Origin of the sequence: Pantoea sp. V106_11, from assembly GCF_029967885.1 — a bacterium.
GTDB classification, from domain to species: domain Bacteria; phylum Pseudomonadota; class Gammaproteobacteria; order Enterobacterales; family Enterobacteriaceae; genus Pantoea; species Pantoea ananatis.
The window spans coordinates 116854-135179 of the sequence record NZ_JASCAK010000027.1 but is presented as its reverse complement, the minus strand read 5'-3'; the positions used below and the strand labels follow the sequence as shown (position 1 = coordinate 135179).

Annotated in this window: 17 protein-coding genes; 2 read left to right on the top strand and 15 right to left on the bottom strand. The window is 54.1% G+C overall.

The window, feature by feature from the left end; translation table 11 throughout:
* Positions 1-91: 91 nt before the first annotated feature.
* From nuoL to lrhA, 12 genes are all read right to left on the bottom strand, one after another.
* Complete coding sequence (nuoL, locus tag QLG08_RS10570; protein ID WP_064374127.1) at positions 92-1927, bottom strand: NADH-quinone oxidoreductase subunit L; 1836 nt, start codon at positions 1925-1927, stop codon at positions 92-94.
* The gene (gene nuoK / locus QLG08_RS10565; protein ID WP_013026506.1) at positions 1924-2226 is read right to left on the bottom strand and encodes an NADH-quinone oxidoreductase subunit NuoK; all 303 of its coding nucleotides are present in this window, start codon (positions 2224-2226) and stop codon (positions 1924-1926) included. The genes nuoL and nuoK overlap by 4 nt, the downstream gene beginning before the upstream one ends.
* The gene (gene nuoJ / locus QLG08_RS10560) at positions 2223-2774 is read right to left on the bottom strand and encodes an NADH-quinone oxidoreductase subunit J (RefSeq protein WP_078828818.1); all 552 of its coding nucleotides are present in this window, start codon (positions 2772-2774) and stop codon (positions 2223-2225) included. Before nuoJ ends, nuoK begins: the two co-directional genes overlap by 4 nt.
* Positions 2775-2784: 10 nt before the next feature.
* Entirely contained in the window at positions 2785-3327 is a 543-nt protein-coding gene (nuoI, locus tag QLG08_RS10555) for an NADH-quinone oxidoreductase subunit NuoI (protein WP_013026508.1), read from the bottom strand.
* An 11-nt stretch (positions 3328-3338) separates the two neighbouring features.
* Positions 3339-4316, bottom strand: coding sequence for an NADH-quinone oxidoreductase subunit NuoH (gene nuoH / locus QLG08_RS10550; RefSeq protein ID WP_078828819.1), 978 nt, complete (start codon positions 4314-4316; stop codon positions 3339-3341).
* Positions 4313-7036: an NADH-quinone oxidoreductase subunit NuoG gene (nuoG, locus tag QLG08_RS10545; RefSeq protein WP_161610868.1), complete on the bottom strand. Its 2724-nt coding sequence runs from the start codon at positions 7034-7036 to the stop codon at positions 4313-4315. Before nuoG ends, nuoH begins: the two co-directional genes overlap by 4 nt.
* 111 nt (positions 7037-7147) lie before the next feature.
* Entirely contained in the window at positions 7148-8488 is a 1341-nt protein-coding gene (gene nuoF, locus QLG08_RS10540) for an NADH-quinone oxidoreductase subunit NuoF (protein ID WP_026021016.1), read from the bottom strand.
* A gap of 2 nt (positions 8489-8490) precedes the next feature.
* Entirely contained in the window at positions 8491-9006 is a 516-nt protein-coding gene (gene nuoE, locus QLG08_RS10535) for an NADH-quinone oxidoreductase subunit NuoE (protein WP_013026512.1), read from the bottom strand.
* Positions 9007-9008: 2 nt separating this feature from the next.
* Positions 9009-10808 carry an NADH-quinone oxidoreductase subunit C/D gene (gene nuoC, locus QLG08_RS10530; RefSeq protein ID WP_013026513.1) on the bottom strand — a complete coding sequence of 600 codons (1800 nt, stop codon included), beginning with the start codon at positions 10806-10808 and terminating at the stop codon, positions 9009-9011.
* 117 nt (positions 10809-10925) lie between these two features.
* Entirely contained in the window at positions 10926-11603 is a 678-nt protein-coding gene (locus tag QLG08_RS10525; RefSeq protein ID WP_006120026.1) for an NADH-quinone oxidoreductase subunit B, read from the bottom strand.
* Positions 11604-11618: 15 nt separating this feature from the next.
* Positions 11619-12062: an NADH-quinone oxidoreductase subunit A gene (locus tag QLG08_RS10520; protein WP_013026514.1), complete on the bottom strand. Its 444-nt coding sequence runs from the start codon at positions 12060-12062 to the stop codon at positions 11619-11621.
* 638 nt (positions 12063-12700) lie between these two features.
* Entirely contained in the window at positions 12701-13624 is a 924-nt protein-coding gene (lrhA, locus tag QLG08_RS10515) for a transcriptional regulator LrhA (protein ID WP_013026515.1), read from the bottom strand.
* A gap of 959 nt (positions 13625-14583) precedes the next feature.
* Here lrhA and QLG08_RS10510 point away from each other — a divergent pair.
* Together QLG08_RS10510 and yfbR are read left to right on the top strand one after the other, a co-directional pair.
* Positions 14584-15801, top strand: a complete 1218-nt coding sequence (locus QLG08_RS10510) for a pyridoxal phosphate-dependent aminotransferase (RefSeq protein WP_014594167.1) — start codon at positions 14584-14586, stop codon at positions 15799-15801.
* Between the two features lie 70 nt (positions 15802-15871).
* Positions 15872-16471, top strand: a complete 600-nt coding sequence (gene yfbR, locus QLG08_RS10505) for a 5'-deoxynucleotidase (RefSeq protein WP_013026517.1) — start codon at positions 15872-15874, stop codon at positions 16469-16471.
* Between the two features lie 28 nt (positions 16472-16499).
* Here yfbR and QLG08_RS10500 read toward each other — a convergent pair whose 3' ends face one another.
* From QLG08_RS10500 to yfbV, 3 genes are all read right to left on the bottom strand, one after another.
* Complete coding sequence (locus QLG08_RS10500; protein WP_013026518.1) at positions 16500-17159, bottom strand: sugar phosphatase; 660 nt, start codon at positions 17157-17159, stop codon at positions 16500-16502.
* 13 nt (positions 17160-17172) lie between these two features.
* The gene (locus QLG08_RS10495) at positions 17173-17667 is read right to left on the bottom strand and encodes a YfbU family protein (RefSeq protein ID WP_026021018.1); all 495 of its coding nucleotides are present in this window, start codon (positions 17665-17667) and stop codon (positions 17173-17175) included.
* A gap of 143 nt (positions 17668-17810) precedes the next feature.
* On the bottom strand, positions 17811-18260 hold the full coding sequence (yfbV, locus tag QLG08_RS10490; RefSeq protein WP_014605378.1) for a terminus macrodomain insulation protein YfbV: 450 nt from the start codon (positions 18258-18260) through the stop codon (positions 17811-17813).
* Positions 18261-18326 lie beyond the last annotated feature (66 nt).

Below are 18326 nucleotides of genomic sequence, written 5' to 3'. Positions count from 1 at the left end.
GTAATGAAACTGGCTGCGACGATTGCGCTCATTACTCGGTTATTTGGACATTCTTAACTGGGGTAAGCGAACTCACCCCGCTCATCAATCTTTAAATTACCAGCAACAGGGCCAGAACCACGACGGCACCCACGCTCATCGACGCCACGTACCAGCGCAGATAACCGTTTTCACTGACCACCAGACCTTTATTGGCGATACGTGAAAGCAACGCAGGGAGGTTCATCAGGCCGTTGAGCGGATCGCGTTTTAACAGCCACGCAATGCCCAGGTACGGTTTGACAAACACCTTGTCGTAGAGCCAGTCGAAGCCCCAGGCAGCGAACCACCAGGTGCCGAAGAAGCGGCCCGGTGCGCTGTTGGCAATACGGGTCACCAGCTGACGTTTGCCCAGCCAAAGTGCGGCTGCAATCACGATGCCGGAAACCGCGACCAGACCCGATGCAATCTCCAGCGTCACTTTACCGTTTTCACCAAACTCATTCGCCGGCAAAACCCCCGCCAGTGGTGGGGTAATCAGTGCGCCAACGAAGGTAGAGAGCACCAGCAGCACCAGCAGCGGCAGATGATGGGTAATGCCTTTACCCGCATGAGCATGAATCTTCTCTTCACCGTGGAACACGATGAAGATCATGCGGAAGGTATAAATTGAGGTCAGGAACGCACCCACCAGGCCCGCTACCATCAGGTTAAGATGACCGTTCGCCAGCGCACCAAACAGGATTTCATCTTTACTGTAGAAACCGGCGGTAATCAGTGGCAGTGCCGCCAGCGCGGCGCCGCCCACCAGGAAGCAGGTGTAAACCAGCGGGATGCTCTTACGCAGTCCGCCCATCTTAAAGATGTTCTGCTCGTGGTGGCAGGCCAGAATAACCGAACCTGAAGACAGGAACAGCAAGGCTTTAAAGAAGGCGTGGGTCATCAGGTGGAAAATCGCGGCATCCCACGCCTGTACGCCCAGCGCCAGGAACATGTAGCCAATCTGGCTCATGGTGGAGTAAGCAAGAACGCGTTTGATGTCCGTCTGAACCAGGGCAGCAAAGCCTGCCAGCACCAGGGTAATGGCACCGATAATGCCGACCAGATGCAGCACCTCAGGCGTCAGCAGGAACAGGCCATGCGTGCGGGCAATCAGGTAAACCCCTGCCGTTACCATGGTCGCGGCGTGAATCAGTGCCGATACCGGTGTCGGGCCTGCCATTGCATCGGCCAGCCAGGTCTGTAAGGGCAACTGGGCCGATTTACCGACCGCACCGCCTAACAGCATCAGGGTAGCCCACTGCAGCATGTGATTATCAGCCGCAAAGTGTGCCGGTGCCAGCTCAACCATCTCGCGGAAGTTGAGCGTACCCAGTTCGTTGTAAAGGATGAACAGCGCAAAGGCCAGAAACACATCGCCGACGCGGGTGATGATAAAGGCTTTCATCGCCGCTTTGCCGTTTTCCGGATTGCTGTAGTAGAAGCCGATCAGGAGGTAAGAACACAGCCCTACCCCTTCCCAGCCCAGATACATCAGCATCAGGTTATCCGCCAGCACCAGAACCACCATGCTGGCGATAAACAGGTTGGTATAAGCGAAGAAGCGTGAATAGCCCTCTTCTCCGCGCATATACCAGGAGGCGAACATATGGATCAGGAAACCGACGCCGGTAACCACCGACAGCATGGTAAGCGAGAGGCCATCCAGAGTCAGATTGACCTGAATGTTAAAATTGCCCACGTGAATCCAGGTCCACAGCGCTTGGGTGAATGCCTGCTGCCCGTTAGCAAAGAAGTCAACGCCAACATACAGGGTGGTCAGTGCGGCTAACCCCACCGATCCCATTCCGACCGTCGCCGACAGATTCTCTGACCAGCGACCACGGGAAAACGCTAACAGCAAAAAGCCGATCAGCGGAAACAAGACAGTTAAATAGAGAAGGTTCATCCGCGCATCTCGCTCACAATATCAATGTTCAGCGTCTGACGACGACGATAGAGCTGAAGCAGCAGGGCCAGACCGATACTGGCTTCCGCTGCGGCGAGGCTGATTGCCAGAATATACATCACCTGACCATCGGCCTGTCCCCAGTAGCTGCCCGCAACGACCAGCGCCAGCGCCGCGGCGTTGATCATAATTTCAAGGCTGATCAGCATAAACAGCAGGTTGCGGCGCAGTACGAGCGAGGTCAGGCCAAGAACGAACAGCACCGCGGCCAAAATCAATCCATGTTGTAACGGGATCATGCTTGCTCCTTATTCGCCTGCACGGCATCGTTTGAACGGTTGCTCAGGACTTCACCCTGGCGCTCTTCACGTCCCAGATGGAAGGCAACAACCAGACCGGCCAACAGCAGCATTGATGCCAGTTCAACCGCCAGGACATACGGGCCAAACAGGCTAATACCGACCGCTTTCGCGTCGATGATTTTACCGTCAATGCCCTGATCCTGTGCCGTCATGATGGCGTAAATCATGACCGCCAGTAGCAGAAAGGACACCAGACCGGGACCGATCCACAGGGACGGGCTGAGCCATTCGCGTTCCTGTTTCTCCGTGGCCTTGCCCAGGTTGAGCATCATCACGACGAACACGAACAGCACCATGATGGCACCGGCATACACGATGATTTCCAGCGCACCGGCAAAGTAGGCACCCAGGGAGAAAAAGACACCCGCCACCGATAACAGCGAAACGATCAGGTACAGCAATGCATGTACCGGATTAGTGTGGGTAATGACGCGTAACGTCGTCACCACCGCCACCAGTCCGCAAAGATAAAACGCAAATTCCATGCCTTGCTCCTTAAGGTAATAAGCCTTTGACGTCGATGGGTTTCGCTTCATTTTCAGCGTCACCTTTATCTTTACCGTCAATCGCCATACCTGCCATGCGGTAGAAGTTGTACTCCGGATATTTACCCGGCCCCGAGATCAACAGATCGTCTTTTTCATACACCAGATCCTGACGCTTGAACTCGCCCAGCTCGAAATCCGGCGTCAGCTGGATAGCGGTGGTTGGGCAGGCCTCTTCGCACAGGCCGCAGAAAATGCAGCGTGAGAAGTTAATACGGAAGAACTCTGGATACCAGCGACCGTCTTTGGTTTCGGCCTTTTGCAGTGAAATACAGCCTACCGGACAGGCTACTGCACACAGGTTACAGGCAACGCAACGCTCTGCCCCATCGGGATCGCGCGTCAAAACGATACGACCACGATAGCGCGGTGGCAGGTAGACTGGCTCTTCCGGATACATCTGGGTTTCGCGTTTCGCGAAGGCGTGCATGCCTATCATCCAGATACTGCGAACTGTCGTGCCGAAGCCTACGACAATATCTTTTAATGTCATTTGTTTACCCCTTACTGCGCTGTGTACAGAATCACTGCGGCGGTCGCCAGCAGGTTCAACAGCGTCAACGGCAGACACACTTTCCAGCCGAACGACAGCACCTGGTCATAGCGTGGACGCGGAAGCGCAGCACGAATCAGGATGAACATCATCATAAAGAACGCCGTTTTCAGGGCGAACCAGATGAAAGGCGGCAGGAAAGGCCCATGCCAGCCCCCGAAGAACAGCGTCACAATCAGTGCTGAGACGGTGGTAATCGCGACGTATTCGCCCACAAAGAACAGGCCGAATTTCATCCCGGCATATTCAATGTGGTAACCGTCGGCCAGCTCTTGCTCAGCTTCTGGCTGGTCAAAAGGATGACGGTGACAGACCGCGACGCCCGCAATACAGAAGGTCAGAAAACCAAAGAACTGCGGGATGATGTTCCACATGTGCGTCTGGCTGTTGACGATATCGGTCATGTTGAACGATCCCGCCTGGGCCACTACGCCCATTAGCGACAGTCCCAGAAACACTTCGTAACTCAGCGTCTGCGCAGAGGCGCGCATGGCACCTAACAGCGAGTATTTGTTATTACTCGCCCAGCCGGCAAACAGTACGGCATAGACCGCCAGGCCCGCCATCATCAGGAAGAACAGCAGCCCGATGTTCAGGTCAGTGACGACCCAGGTCGGCGAAACCGGCACGATGGCAAATGCCAGTAGCAGTGACACAAAGGCGATGACCGGCGCCAGGGTAAAGATAAAGCGGTCGGTGAACGGGGGAACCCAGTCCTCTTTAAAGAACATCTTGATCATGTCAGCAACCAGCTGCAAGGATCCGCCCCAGCCCACGCGGTTCGGTCCATAGCGGTTCTGGAACAGGCCGAGCAGACGACGCTCGGCGAAGCTCATAAACGCACCGCAGCCCACCACGACCAGCAGAATCACCAGCGCTTTACCCACGGCGATCAGAATGTCGATAACACCTGGAGTTAACCAGCTCATTGCGCCGCCTCCTGCAGAGAATCAATTTTTGCATTCGCCAGGAATGGCGGTACGCCCGGCAGACCGAGTGGAAGCCCCACCTGCCCTGCCTGCAGCGACGCGGAGAAACGCACAGGCAAGCGTACGGTTTCACCGGCACAGGTTAATTCCACAGACGCGCCACTGTTCACGCCCAGCTTAGCCGCATCCTCCGGGTTCAGGACCAGAGTGGGTGCCGACATACGCTGTTGGATCACCGGCGCGCGCTGCGTCATCTCTTCACTACCGAATAGCTGATAGTAAGGCGCGACGCGGAACTGACCGTTAGTGGTATACGCGCCAGGTACGCTGCTGAACCAGGCTAACTGTGCGTCGCTGGCTTCGAACAGACGCACGCCGGGATCGCCGTGACGCAGTTTACCGCCCACTTCATCCTGGAATTTGTTCCATGCCTGAGGTGAGTTCCAGCCTGGCGCCCAGGCAAAGGGGATCTGCGAACGCGGTGCGTTCGGCTGGTTGTTCCCTTCCATTGAGAAGGCAAACATCGTGTCCTGATCCTGCGGCTGACGCGGCTCGTGCACGCTGATGTTGGCGCGCGCGGCGGTACGGCCACTGGCACGATGCGGTGAACGCGCCAGTTTCTGACCACGGATACGGAAGCTGGCATCCGGTGCCGCCTCTTTAATGCCCTTCAGCTGTGGCAGACTGGCAACCACGGCATCAATGACGTGATCCAGCTGCGTCCAGTCAACGTGGCGGCTTTCCAGCGCGCTGTGCAGCGAATGCAACCAGCGCCAGCTTTCCAGCATCACGATGCTGTTGTCATAATAGGCAGGATCGTACACCTGGAAGAAACGCTGTGCGCGCCCTTCGTGGTTGATTGAGGTGCCGTCGCTTTCCGCGAAGCTGGCCGCGGACAAAACCAGTCCGGCTTTCTCCAGCGTGGCGGTGCGTTGATGATCAACGACGATCACGTTAGCGGCCTGATTCAGCGCCGCATCCACCTGCGCTTTTGGCGCATGGCGATAGAGATCGTTTTCCAGTACCACGACCGCATCGGCTTCGCCGCTTTGCAGTTGTTCTAGCGCCTGGTCCAGGGTGTTTCCGCCCATCAGGCTCAGCCCCATGCTGTTCGCATGGCCTGCCAGTAAGGTGATACCGACGTCTGCGCCGCGCGCTTTCAGCGCTTTCGCCACGTTCGCGGCCGCTTCAATCATGGCAGTGCTGCCTGAGTGAACACCGGAAACGATCAGCGGTTTTTTAGCGCCGGCCAGCGCCTGCACGACGACATCCAGCTTGCCGTTCAGCGCAGCGTCGAAATCGCTTACGGCCGGGGCGGTTTCGTCCAGCGCATTGGCGATGGCAAATCCAAGACGCGCCTGATCTTCCACTGGGGCACGATAGCTCCACGCGGCAATATCATCGAGACGCGTTTCATCGACGTTGGTGACAAAGAGCGGATGCTTAGCGTGCTGACCGATATTCATGATGGCCGCGATTTGCCAGTCTGCGACTTTCTGCGCAGCGGCCATTTCACGGGCCTTACCTTTCACAGCCTGGCGCACAGACAGGGCCACGCGCGCGCCAACCTGGGTCAAATCTTCCCCCAGCACCAGCACTGCATCGTAGCTTTCAATTTCACGCAGCGATGGCGTATAAATTCCGCCGTCACGCAGCACTTTTAACAACAGTTCAAGGCGTTCCTGCTCACCGGCAGGCATGCCGGTAGAAAAGTTTTCGGCCCCGACCAGTTCACGCAGCGCAAAGTTGCTCTCGACGCTGGCACGTGGCGAGCCGATACCAATCACGCGTTTCGCCTGGCGCAGCACGTCTGCCCCGACGTTCACCGCCTGCTCCGCATTCAGCGTCACGCGATCGCTGCCGCGCAGCTGTACCGGATGGTGAGGGCGGTCCTTCAGGTTGACGTAACCGTAACCAAAGCGACCACGGTCACACAGGAAGTAGTGGTTAACGCTGCCATTGTAACGGTTTTCGATGCGGCGCAGCTCGCCATAGCGCTCACCCGGACTGGTGTTACAGCCCACGCTGCACTGCTGACAGATGCTGGGCGCGAACTGCATATCCCATTTACGGTTATAGCGTTCAGAGTGGGTTTTATCGGTAAATACGCCGGTTGGGCAGATTTCAACCAGGTTGCCGGAAAACTCGCTTTCCAGCGTGCCGTCTTCCGGGCGGCCGAAGTAAACGTTGTCATGCGCGCCATAAACGCCCAGATCGGTACCGTCAGCATAATCTTTGTAATACCGCACACAGCGGTAGCAGGCGATACAGCGGTTCATCTCATGTGAAATGAACGGGCCAAGGTCCTGATTACGGTGGGTGCGTTTGGTGAAGCGATAGCGGCGGAAGCTGTGGCCGGTCATTACCGTCATATCTTGCAGATGACAGTTACCGCCCTCTTCGCATACCGGACAGTCGTGCGGGTGGTTGGTCATTAACCACTCAACCACGCTTTCACGGAACTCTTTCGCTTCGCCATCATCAATAGAGATGAAGGTGCCGTCAGACGCCGGCGTCATACAGGACATGACAAGGCGGCCGCGAGTATCTTCAGCGTTCTGGAATTGCTTTACCGCACATTGGCGGCAGGCACCCACGCTTCCCAGCGCCGGATGCCAGCAAAAATAAGGAATATCAAGGCCCAGAGACAGACATGCCTGTAGCAGGTTGTCCGCTCCGTTCACATCATATTCTTTACCGTCTACATGGATTGTAGCCATAGTGACATGCTTCCGTAAGGCTCGTCATAAACGAGCGTTAATCAAATTCTTGTTCCTGCACACTGCAGCAGGAACGGCGGCACAGGGCCAGCTCCCGTGGATAACGGCGAATTACCAGCGCGCTTTCAGCAGGTTTGGCTGAATACCACCGATCGATCGGGTATTACCAAACACCTGCGGCGCGATACCGGCTTCAAACTCTTCACGGAAATATTTAATGGCGCTTTGCAGCGGTTCGACTGCACCGGGTGCGTGGGCGCAGAACGTCTTGCCCGGGCCGAGCTGGCGGCAAAGCTGCTCCAGGGTTTCGATATCCCCCGGCTGGCCTTTTTTCTGCTCCAGCGCGCGCAGGATCTTCACGCTCCACGGCAAACCATCACGGCATGGCGTACACCAGCCGCAGGATTCACGGGCAAAGAACTCTTCGAGATTGCGTACCAGTGAAACCATATTGATTTCATGGTCCACGGCCATGGCCAGCGCCGTACCCAGACGGCTGCCCGCTTTACCGATGCTGGCGAACTCCATCGGCAGATCCAGATGCTGTTCCGTCAGGAAGTCCGTTCCCGCCCCGCCCGGCTGCCAGGCTTTAAAGCGCAGACCATCGCGCATGCCGCCGGCATAGTCTTCCAGGATTTCACGGGCCGTGATACCGAACGGCAGTTCCCAGACGCCAGGGTTTTTCACCCGACCCGAGAAGCCCATCAGCTTGGTACCCGCATCGTCGCTCTTAGACAGACCCTGATACCACTCAACGCCGTTTGCCAAAATAGCCGGCACGTTTGACAGCGTTTCAACGTTGTTCACGCAGGTCGGCTTACCCCAAACGCCCGCGCTCGCCGGGAAAGGCGGCTTAGAACGTGGGTTAGCACGGCGTCCTTCCAGCGAGTTAATCAGTGCGGTTTCTTCACCGCAAATATAGCGGCCTGCGCCGGTGTGGACGATGAGTTCGAAATCGAACCCTGAGCCCAGGATATTTTTACCCAGTAACCCGGCTTCGGTCGCTTCAGCGATGGCACGGCGCAGATGCACCGCCGCTTCAATGTATTCGCCACGCAGGAAGATGTAGCCACGGTAGGCTTTCAGGGCAAACGCACTGATCAGCATGCCTTCAACCAACTGATGCGGCATCTGCTCCATCAACAGGCGGTCTTTATAGGTGCCCGGCTCCATTTCATCGGCGTTACACAGCAGGTAACGGATGTTCATGGATTCGTCTTTCGGCATCAGGCTCCACTTCAAACCGGTAGAGAAGCCTGCACCACCGCGTCCCTTCAGGCCGGAATCTTTCACCAGCGCCACGATCTCGTCGGGTGCCATGCCCTTCAGTGCTTTTTCCGCACCGGCGTAGCCGTTTTTGCTGCGGTACTCATCCAGCCATACCGGCTGCTGATCGTCGCGCATGCGCCACGTCAGTGGATGGGTTTCGGCAGTACGAATGATCTGTTTAATTGTCATTGATACTGCTCCAGCAAAGAGGCGATGCCTTCCGGCGTCAGATGAACGTGCGTATCTTCATCCACCATCATGGTTGGGCCTTTATCGCAGTTACCCAGACAGCAGGTCGGCAGCAACGTAAAGCGGCCGTCGGTCGTGGTCTGGCCGGGCTTGATATTGAGGTTTTCTTCCAGAGCGGCCTGAATGCCCTGAAAACCGGTAATGTGACAGACCACGCTGTCGCAGTAGCGGATCACGTGGCGGCCAACCGGCTGGCGGAAAATCTGGCTATAGAACGTTGCCACACCTTCTACGTCACTGGCGGGAATGCCCAGAACGTCGGCAATCGCATGAATCGCGCCGTCTGGAACCCAGCCACGTTGTTTCTGTACGATTTTCAGCGCTTCAATTGACGCCGCGCGTGCATCTTCGTAATGGTGTTTTTCGTGCTCAATCGCATGGTGCTCTTCCGCACTCAGCACGAAGACCTCGTTAGGGTCGATCGTTTTAATAGCAATGTGTTGATCGTGCATAATTAGCGGTCCACGTCTGACATAACAAAGTCGATACTACCGAGGTACACGATTAAATCGGATACCAGGCTGCCACGGATTACCGAAGGAATCTGCTGCAGGTGCGGGAAGCTCGGCGTACGCACACGTGTGCGATAACTCATCGTGCTGCCATCGCTGGTCAGGTAGTAACTGTTAATCCCTTTGGTCGCCTCAATCATCTGGAAGGATTCATTGGCCGGCATAACCGGGCCCCATGACACCTGCAGGAAGTGAGTGATCAGGGTTTCAATGTGCTGCAGCGTGCGCTCTTTTGGCGGCGGGGTTGTCAGCGGATGATCGGCTTTAAACGGCCCTTCCGGCATGTTGTTCAGGCACTGTTCCAGAATACGCAGCGACTGCCACATCTCTTCCATTTTCAGCTGTACGCGCGTGTAGGCATCGCTGATACCGGCACCCACGGGCACTTCGAAGTCGAAGTTTTCATAGCCTGAATAGGGACGCCATTTACGCACGTCAAAATCGAGACCGGTGGCACGCAGGGCTGCACCTGTGGTGCCCCAGGCGAGCGCTTCTTCCATATTGTAGGCTGCCACACCTTGCGAACGGCCCATCAGAACGGTGTTGCGCAGCGCCGCTTTGTCGTACTCTTTCAGGCGCTTTGGCATCCAGTCCAGGAAGTCACGCAGCAGGCGCTCCCAGCCTTTCGGCAGGTCGTGTGCCACACCGCCAATACGGAACCAGGCCGGGTGCATACGGAAACCGGTAATCGCCTCAACCACATCATAAATTTTCTGACGGTCGGTAAAGGCAAAGAACACCGGCGTCATTGCGCCAACGTCCTGAATAAAGGTCGAGATGTACAGCAGGTGACTGTTGATGCGGAAAAGCTCAGAGAGCATGACGCGAATAACATTCACGCGGTCAGGCACCACGATACCAGCCAGTTTCTCAACGGCCAGTACATAAGGCATTTCGTTAACGCAGCCACCAAGGTACTCAATACGGTCGGTGTAAGGAATGTAGCTGTGCCAGGACTGACGTTCGCCCATTTTCTCTGCGCCACGGTGGTGATAACCAATATCCGGGACGCAATCGACGATCTCTTCCCCATCCAGCTGCAAAATGATGCGGAAAGCACCGTGCGCTGACGGGTGGTTTGGACCGAGGTTGAGGAACATGAAATCTTCGTTGGCGGTACTGCGTTTCATGCCCCAGTCTTCCGGCTTGAACGTCAGCGCTTCCATTTCCAGATCTTCTTTCTGCTTCGTCAGCGTGAAAGGATCGAATTCGGTCGCACGCGCAGGATAGTCCTTGCGCAGCGGATGCCCTTCCCAGGTCTGCGGCATCATAATGCGCGTCAGATGCGGATGACCATCAAAGGTGATACCAAACATCTCCCAGGTTTCGCGCTCATACCAGTTGGCATTGGCGAAAATATTGGTGATGGTCGGCACATGCATATCGTTTTCAGATAAAGCCACCTTGAGCATGATGTCGCGATTGCGTTCAATCGAGAGTAGGTGGTAGAAAACGGAAAAATCCGCGGCAGGTAAACCGGCGCGGTGGGTACGTAAGCGTTCGTCCATGCCATGCAGGTCATACAGCATGACGTACGGCTTAGGAAGTTTTCGCAGGAATGTAATGATTTCCAGCAGCTGTTCACGCTTTACCCAAACAACCGGAATACCGGTGCGGGTCGCCTGAACGGTAAAGGCATCCGGCCCAAAACGATTACGCAGCTCGCCGATCACCGGGTCATCCAGGTGATCCCGGGTTTGCCATAGCGGCTGAGCGAGATCTTGCGTGGTCAAATCTGTCATACGTTACTCACCATTCCGGCCTGATAACAGGCGCTCAAATGAAGGCGTCAGGATGGTGCCATGCATTAATTTGTGGTGTTGTCTGCTGCAGGCACTGATTCCATCCATACGGTTAACTTAAACTTCGTCTGGTGTACGCAGGTTGGTTACTGCAATACGTTCGCCACGCTTACGTTCACGCTCAGACTGCATATTGGCACGGTAAACGCCCTGGTCTCCGACCACCCACGAAAGGGGACGGCGCTCTTTGCCAATGGATTCCTGCAGCAGCAGCAGTGCCTGCATGTAAGCTTCAGGGCGCGGCGGGCAACCCGGGATATACACGTCAACCGGCAGAAACTTATCAACGCCCTGCACGACAGAATAGATATCGTACATGCCGCCTGAGTTGGCACAGGCACCCATGGAAATCACCCATTTCGGCTCCAGCATCTGATCGTACAAACGCTGAATCACCGGGGCCATTTTGGTAAACGGCGTACCGGCAATGACCATGAAGTCGGCCTGACGTGGCGATGCACGCATAACCTCTGCACCGAAACGCGCGACGTCGTGCACGGCGGTGAAGGAGGTGGTCATCTCAACGTAGCAGCATGAAAGACCAAAGTTGTAAGGCCACAGGGAGTTTTTACGTCCCCAGTTCACCATGTCGTGCAGGGCGTGTTCGAGCTTGCCCATGTAGACGCTGCGATGAACGTGCTGCTCCAGCGGATCGCTGACGATTTCCTGCTTTTGCAGAGGGTAACGGTCGTTCTCACCACCGTTTGGGTCTATGCGGGTGAGCGTATAGTCCATCTTATTGCCTCTCTTTTACTGCTTATGAGGATTGGTGTGACTTACCGTGGGCGTTTTAACCACGATTCGCCGGCGTGCAGGCGTCCAGTCCAACGCGCCAATGCGCACCAGATAAACTAGGCCCGCCAGGAGCACCAAAATGAAAATTGCGGCTTCCACAAAGCCGACCCAGCCGCTTTCACGAATAGAGGTCGCCCATGCGTATAAAAAGAGAGCTTCTACGTCGAAGATAACGAAGAACATCGCTACCAGGTAGAATTTTGCTGATAAGCGGAGGTGAGTGTCACCGACGGATTCAATGCCGGACTCAAAAGGTGTGTCTTTGTAACGGGCACGCGCTCTGCCGCCAAGCAGCCAGCCTCCGGTTAACATGAACGCACAGAGGCCAAAAGCGATGACGATAAATACGACGAATGCCCAATGCTGAGCGATGATTTCGGTGGTAGTTGACATACTCATTGCTTACTCATCAAAAGTGGCGCGGGCATCCTGCTCGGGTTCTGGCAGCAAACTCACCACATCGATTCAAAGGGAAGGATAAAAACCTTACAAATTTTGCTGTTACTCTGCAATAAGCAGCAATTTTATGGGGTTTTTTACTCCTTTCTATAACCTTTTGTCAACTTTGACAAAAGTATCCAAACTTTATTTTACACCTGCATCATATTATTAACATATGATGCGCGTGTTTCCAGCTAAATCGCTTCAGTCTGTAAGGGTAATTTTAGTGTAGCGGGTATTTGCGCGCATGGATCGTGCAATTAACCCTCATATTTTGACAGGATTTCGGGGGTTTTCCTTCCCTTGGGAATGGCTATTTTGTTGATCCAGAACACAGAATTATCTTTTTTGTGTTAAATTTCAGCAGTTATCAGACTGATTCGAATCAAATATTTTACATTTTGCCTCTCGCCCGCCATTTACATCGCACTGAAATGCTTGCGGGCAGGCGATAAACTCAGCGTCTCCGGGCGGGCTTTTATTTCGCAGGAAAAAGGTCAAAAAAAAGCCTCCTGTTCTTTTTACAGAACAAGAGGCCTGTTTACAGCCATTATCTTACCGGTGAATGACGTTTTTTTTGCGACAGCGTGAAAATGTTACTCTTCGTCATCCAGCAACAGCGTGCCGTCAGCGTTGGCCACCATGTTGTACGGATCGTGCGTGGACTGCATAGCATTAAAGATGGCCAGCGCCAGCTCGTTGTCGCTGTCGGCATTACGGCACAGCAGATACTGTGTATCCGGTAAAACCGGCAAGCCTTCTGCTGCGCCCATCACGCGCAGTTCCGGGCTCATCATTTCTACCGGACGCGCCGTTACACCCAATCCTGCTTTGACTGCCGCACGAACGGCCGCCAGGGTTGATGCAACGTAAGAGATACGCCACGGGATACCGGCTTCGTTGAGATGATCAATCGCCATATCACGATACGGACTGGGTTCATCAAGCAATACCAGTGGAATAGCTTCTCCACGCTGGAACACATAATCCGCCGCGCAATACCACAGGGTCGGAGAGGTACGCAGAACCTGATGGGTAAAGTTACCCGGGCTTGACGTCGTGACGACTAAGTCAACTTCGCCCTGATTCAGCATTTCCATCATGAACGGATTGCGTTTCACGCGAACATCAATCGCCAGTTTTGGATAGACAGAGGTCACGCGGTTTAACAGGAACGGCAGAATGGTATCTGAGGTATCGTCAGAAGCGCCAATCGTCAGTACACCCTGGATGTTGCTGTACATCAGTGAAGTACAGGCTTCATCGTTAAAACGCAGGATTTTCCTGGCATAGCCCAGAAGCTGAATGCCGTGTTCAGTTAACAACTTGTTGCGGCCATGTCTGGCAAACAACTCTTTACCGACCAGTTGTTCCAGACGTTGCATCTGCTGACTCACTGCCGATTGCGTTCTGCACACCGCAGCAGCAGCGGCTGCAAAGGTGTTCAGGTCAGCTACAGCAACAAAAGTCCGGAGCAGATCGAGATCGAGATTGAGTATCGGACGATTTGCATTAGTCATGTTTTTTCTTCACTTATTAGATTTTTAAGAACTACTATCCTGGTGTTATTACAAGCTTATCAAAGCGATAAGCGGTAATGATGCTTCATGGCGTCCCGGCAAAGGGCCGACATAAAATTTACTTACGGAGGAAGACGGTACTTCCCTGCAAAACAGGGAAACCGGGTCCTGAAGACAGAGACAACTTCTGTACCGAAGGCACTGGATGCAAAAATGCGGGAAGCTGTGTAGTTGTCTTTTCCTACCCCCAAAGTGCCCTCAGGCAGGGGTAAACGGGTCTGTAATACGCTAACGGTACGCAGCGTTTAATCTCATCAAATAGTAAATTATACTTAATCATTTTTGACCGCAAAATGGAAATGTTTTTGTGAAAAGCATTGCATATTTTGATCAAATAGCATCTTACATCCCTTCGAGAATGTCCTGAGCGGACGTAACCTGCCTGAAAACAGGAAATACGACTTTTCAGCGATGAAACATGCATTGATGATGCTCCCGGTTGTCTCTCCCGGCCCTGAAAATCTTATAAAAAACCTTTGATATAAGATAGTTAACATTATGCACCATCGTTTTTTTTCAGGTTACTCTGAGTTGAGGCCGCTTTTTGCGTGCAAATTTTATGCATCAATAAAGCATAATTAAACTATTTCACTCATGACGCATCACAGATTCTCAGATTGTTTTACGGCCTTCAGGTTCATTATCGGCAAAATAAAAGCAGACATTACCCAGCGCTCAATTTTTAATCGCAGCATAATAAACCAATAAAACTCAAAAAAACAAACGTTACAACCGGCCTGCTTGATAACCAATACGCATTCCATCGTCTGGCTGGAGACAAAGATGCTGAACACGCCAAAACCGCGCCCTGCCCTTCTTTTGTCGGCCTGAGGAGAGTACATTGTGCAGGTTTGTTTTCAGCGGCAGGCACAAGGATTCTGCACATTAAGGCGGCCACAATGACTTTTCAAATTGATAAATCCGGCAAACTGGACAATGTCTGTTACGACATTCGTGGACCGGTTTTAAAAGAGGCTAAACGCCTTGAAGAAGAAGGTAATAAAGTTCTTAAGTTGAACATCGGCAATCCGGCCCCCTTTGGCTTCGAAGCGCCGGACGAGATTCTGGTTGATGTCATCCGTAACCTTCCCAGCGCACAGGGATACTGTGACTCCAAAGGATTGTATTCTGCTCGTAAAGCCATCATGCAGCACTACCAGGCGCGTGACATGCGCGACGTCACGGTGGAAGACATCTATATCGGCAACGGTGTTTCTGAACTCATCGTCCAGGCCATGCAGGCGCTGCTGAACAGCGGTGATGAAATGCTGGTGCCGGCACCTGACTACCCGCTGTGGACCGCGGCCGTGTCGCTCTCAAGCGGCAAAGCCGTGCACTACCTGTGTGATGAGTCCGCAGGCTGGTTCCCGGATCTGGATGATATCCGCAGTAAAATTACGCCACGCACGCGCGGCATCGTGATTATCAATCCCAATAATCCAACCGGTGCGGTTTACAGCAAAGCACTGTTGATGGAAGTCGTTGAGATTGCCCGCCAGCATAACCTGATTATTTTCGCTGACGAGATCTACGATAAAATTCTGTACGACGACGCACAGCATCACTCTATTGCTGCACTGGCGCCGGACTTGCTGACCGTAACCTTTAACGGCCTGTCTAAAACCTATCGCGTAGCGGGTTTCCGCCAGGGCTGGATGGTGCTAAACGGCCCCAAAAAGCATGCTAAAGGTTATATCGAAGGGCTGGAGATGCTGGCCTCCATGCGTCTGTGTGCCAACGTCCCCGCGCAGCATGCCATTCAGACTGCGTTGGGCGGCTATCAGAGCATTAGTGAATTTATTGTGCCTGGCGGGCGGCTCTATGAACAGCGTCAGCGCGCATGGGAACTGATCAACGATATTCCAGGCGTGAGTTGTGTGAAGCCGCAGGGCGCGCTTTATATGTTCCCGCGTATTGATGCCAAAAAATTCAATATCCACGACGATCAGAAAATGGTGCTGGATTTCCTGCTACAGGAGAAAGTGCTACTGGTTCAGGGAACGGCGTTTAACTGGCCGTGGCCCGATCATCTGCGCATCGTGACGCTGCCGCGCGTCGACGATCTGGAAATGGCGATCAATAAGTTTGGCCGTTTTCTGCAAGGCTACCGCCAGTAGTCCGGATGCGCCTATACTGATGTGATTTCGGGGAGAGCAGGCCTCTCCCCTGTCGCAAACAGGAATTACCATGACTCAGAGCCATTTCTTCGCCCACCTTTCCCGTCTCAAACTCATCAACCGTTGGCCGCTGATGCGCAACGTGCGCACCGAGAACGTCTCTGAACACAGTTTGCAGGTCGCGATGGTTGCCCACGCGCTGGCCATCATTAAAAATAAGAAGTTTAACGGCAACCTTAATGCCGAGCGCATCGCCATGATGGCGCTGTATCACGACGCCAGTGAAGTGCTGACCGGAGACTTACCCACGCCGGTGAAGTACTACAACGCGCAGATCGCCCACGAATACAAAAAGATTGAGAAAATCGCGCAGCAGAAGTTGATTGAGATGCTGCCGGACGAGTTGCAGGATGTTTACCGTCCGCTGATTGATGAGCATCTGCACAGTGAGGAAGAAAAAGCCGTCGTGAAACAAGCCGATGCGATCTGTGCCTACGTAAAATGCCTGGAAGAGCTGTCGGCCGGGAATAATGAGTTTTTGTTAGCAAAAGCGCGGCTGGAAAAAACCCTGAATCAGCGTCGTTCGCCCGAAATGAGCTATTTCGTGGAGGTCTTCATTCCCAGCTTTAGCCTGTCTCTGGACGAAATCTCGCAGGACACGCCGCTCTGACAATGGCGGCTTCACGCCGCCCTTTTACCTAGCCTTGATGGTGAAACGCAAACTTGCCCGTCGATCGTTTGGTGACCACCAGCGATTCCAGTGAAGTCAGGCGCAGCGCCACTTCGTCAATGCGTGGCGTATCATCAGGCGCATTCGCGGCGATCACGGCACAGCCCGCAGCTAACCCGGCGATCACGCCGGCCGGCGCATCTTCTACCACTACGCAGTCGGCTGGCGACAGCTTTAACCTTTCTGCGCCCAGTAAGTAAGGATCGGGTTCTGGCTTGCCCTTCGCCACCTGTTCGGCCGTAATAAACACGGCAGGCTGAGGTAAACCTGCTGCTTTGTGACGCGCATGCGCCACCGGCACGGAGCCGGAGGTGACAATCGCCCAGGGGATTTGCAAAGCATTCAGCTGCGTGAGCAACGCTTTTGCGCCTGGCAGCGCCCGCACGCCGTCCGTGTCTTCTGCTTCCGTTTTTTCCAGCGCCAGAAACTCGGCCTGGATTGCCGCTTCTGACTGGCCCGCCATAAAGTGGCGCAGTGAAGTAATCGCCTGTTTTCCGTGGATGAAGTCCAGAATCTCATCAGCCGCAATGCCATGACGTGCACCCCAGTTGCTCCAGGCGCGTTCAACCGCGGGTAGCGAATCCACTAAGGTGCCATCTAAATCAAATAAAAAACCACTGTACTCCACGCGTCACTCCTCATCAGGCGTTAATGATTTGCGCAATCTCGTTTACGCTTAAATGGTATTGGCGAGGACAAGTCTGCCACAAAGCCAGCATACGTTGATACTTTTCCCACATCGGCGTTTGCGCATTAAAGCCATGCGTTCCCGCATCAAAATGGGTATAGCGCCCTTCGATGTTCACCATAAACCGCACATAACCGAGATAGCGGGATTCCGTGGCGGCATCAAACCCCAGAAACGCCAGACGTCGTGGGTCGATATCGCCTTGGGTCTTGAGATTAGCCCAGGAGACCTGCAGCGCGTGGTGCATTTCCATAATGTCGATAAGCGTCCGGCAGGTCTCTTCGGGAAGCTTGCCAAACTCTTTGTCCAGCTCCCGCATTTGCAGGCCATAGCCACGCTCAATGATAGTCTGGTAGCGACGAAAACGTTCGGCGCTCTCCGGTTCCAGCATTGCCATGATTTTGTACTGGTTAGTCAGGATCAAACGTTGCGCGTGGGTCATTTCCATCATCTTGTCCTCCAGCCCGCGGGCTGTTCAGGTTTTATACGATGGAAAGATAATTACACAGGGAAAGCGATGCGGGCGTAGCCACATCGCTTTTCATTGATTTAACCGCAGGTTTGCGTGCAATAATTTCTGCGCGGTGCGGATTAAAGATCGTCCAGAAAGGTGCGGTCCAACTGTTTGAAGGCGCGCTTAAGCAGATCGGCCAGTGCCTGGTAAGTTGGTTTGCCTTCAACCGGTGCGATCGCCTGGCCTGCGGCTTCCAGCTTCGTGCGCACTTCATGGAACCAGCGCAGCAGCGTGGGCGGCAATGGGGTGACGGATCGCTTACCCAGCCACCATAATCCCTGCATAGGCAAACTACAGGCAAAGAGAGCCGTTGCTACTGCCGGGCCCAATTGCCCACCCATCGCTATCTGCCATGTGAGCGTAAAGACCGCCAGCGGCGGCATAAAGCGAATCGCAAAGCGCGTAGCCGTCGATACCCGGTTCTCAGGAAAGACCGGTGCCAGGCGTTTATCGTTGGGCCAGGTCTTCATATAATGCTGTCCGCGTTGAAACATCCGGAACCAGCCGGTGTGAGATTCATTCGCCATGGCTCGCCTCAACTAATACTGTATTTTTTGAAAAATAATTATAACCACACAACTTTACGTAACATC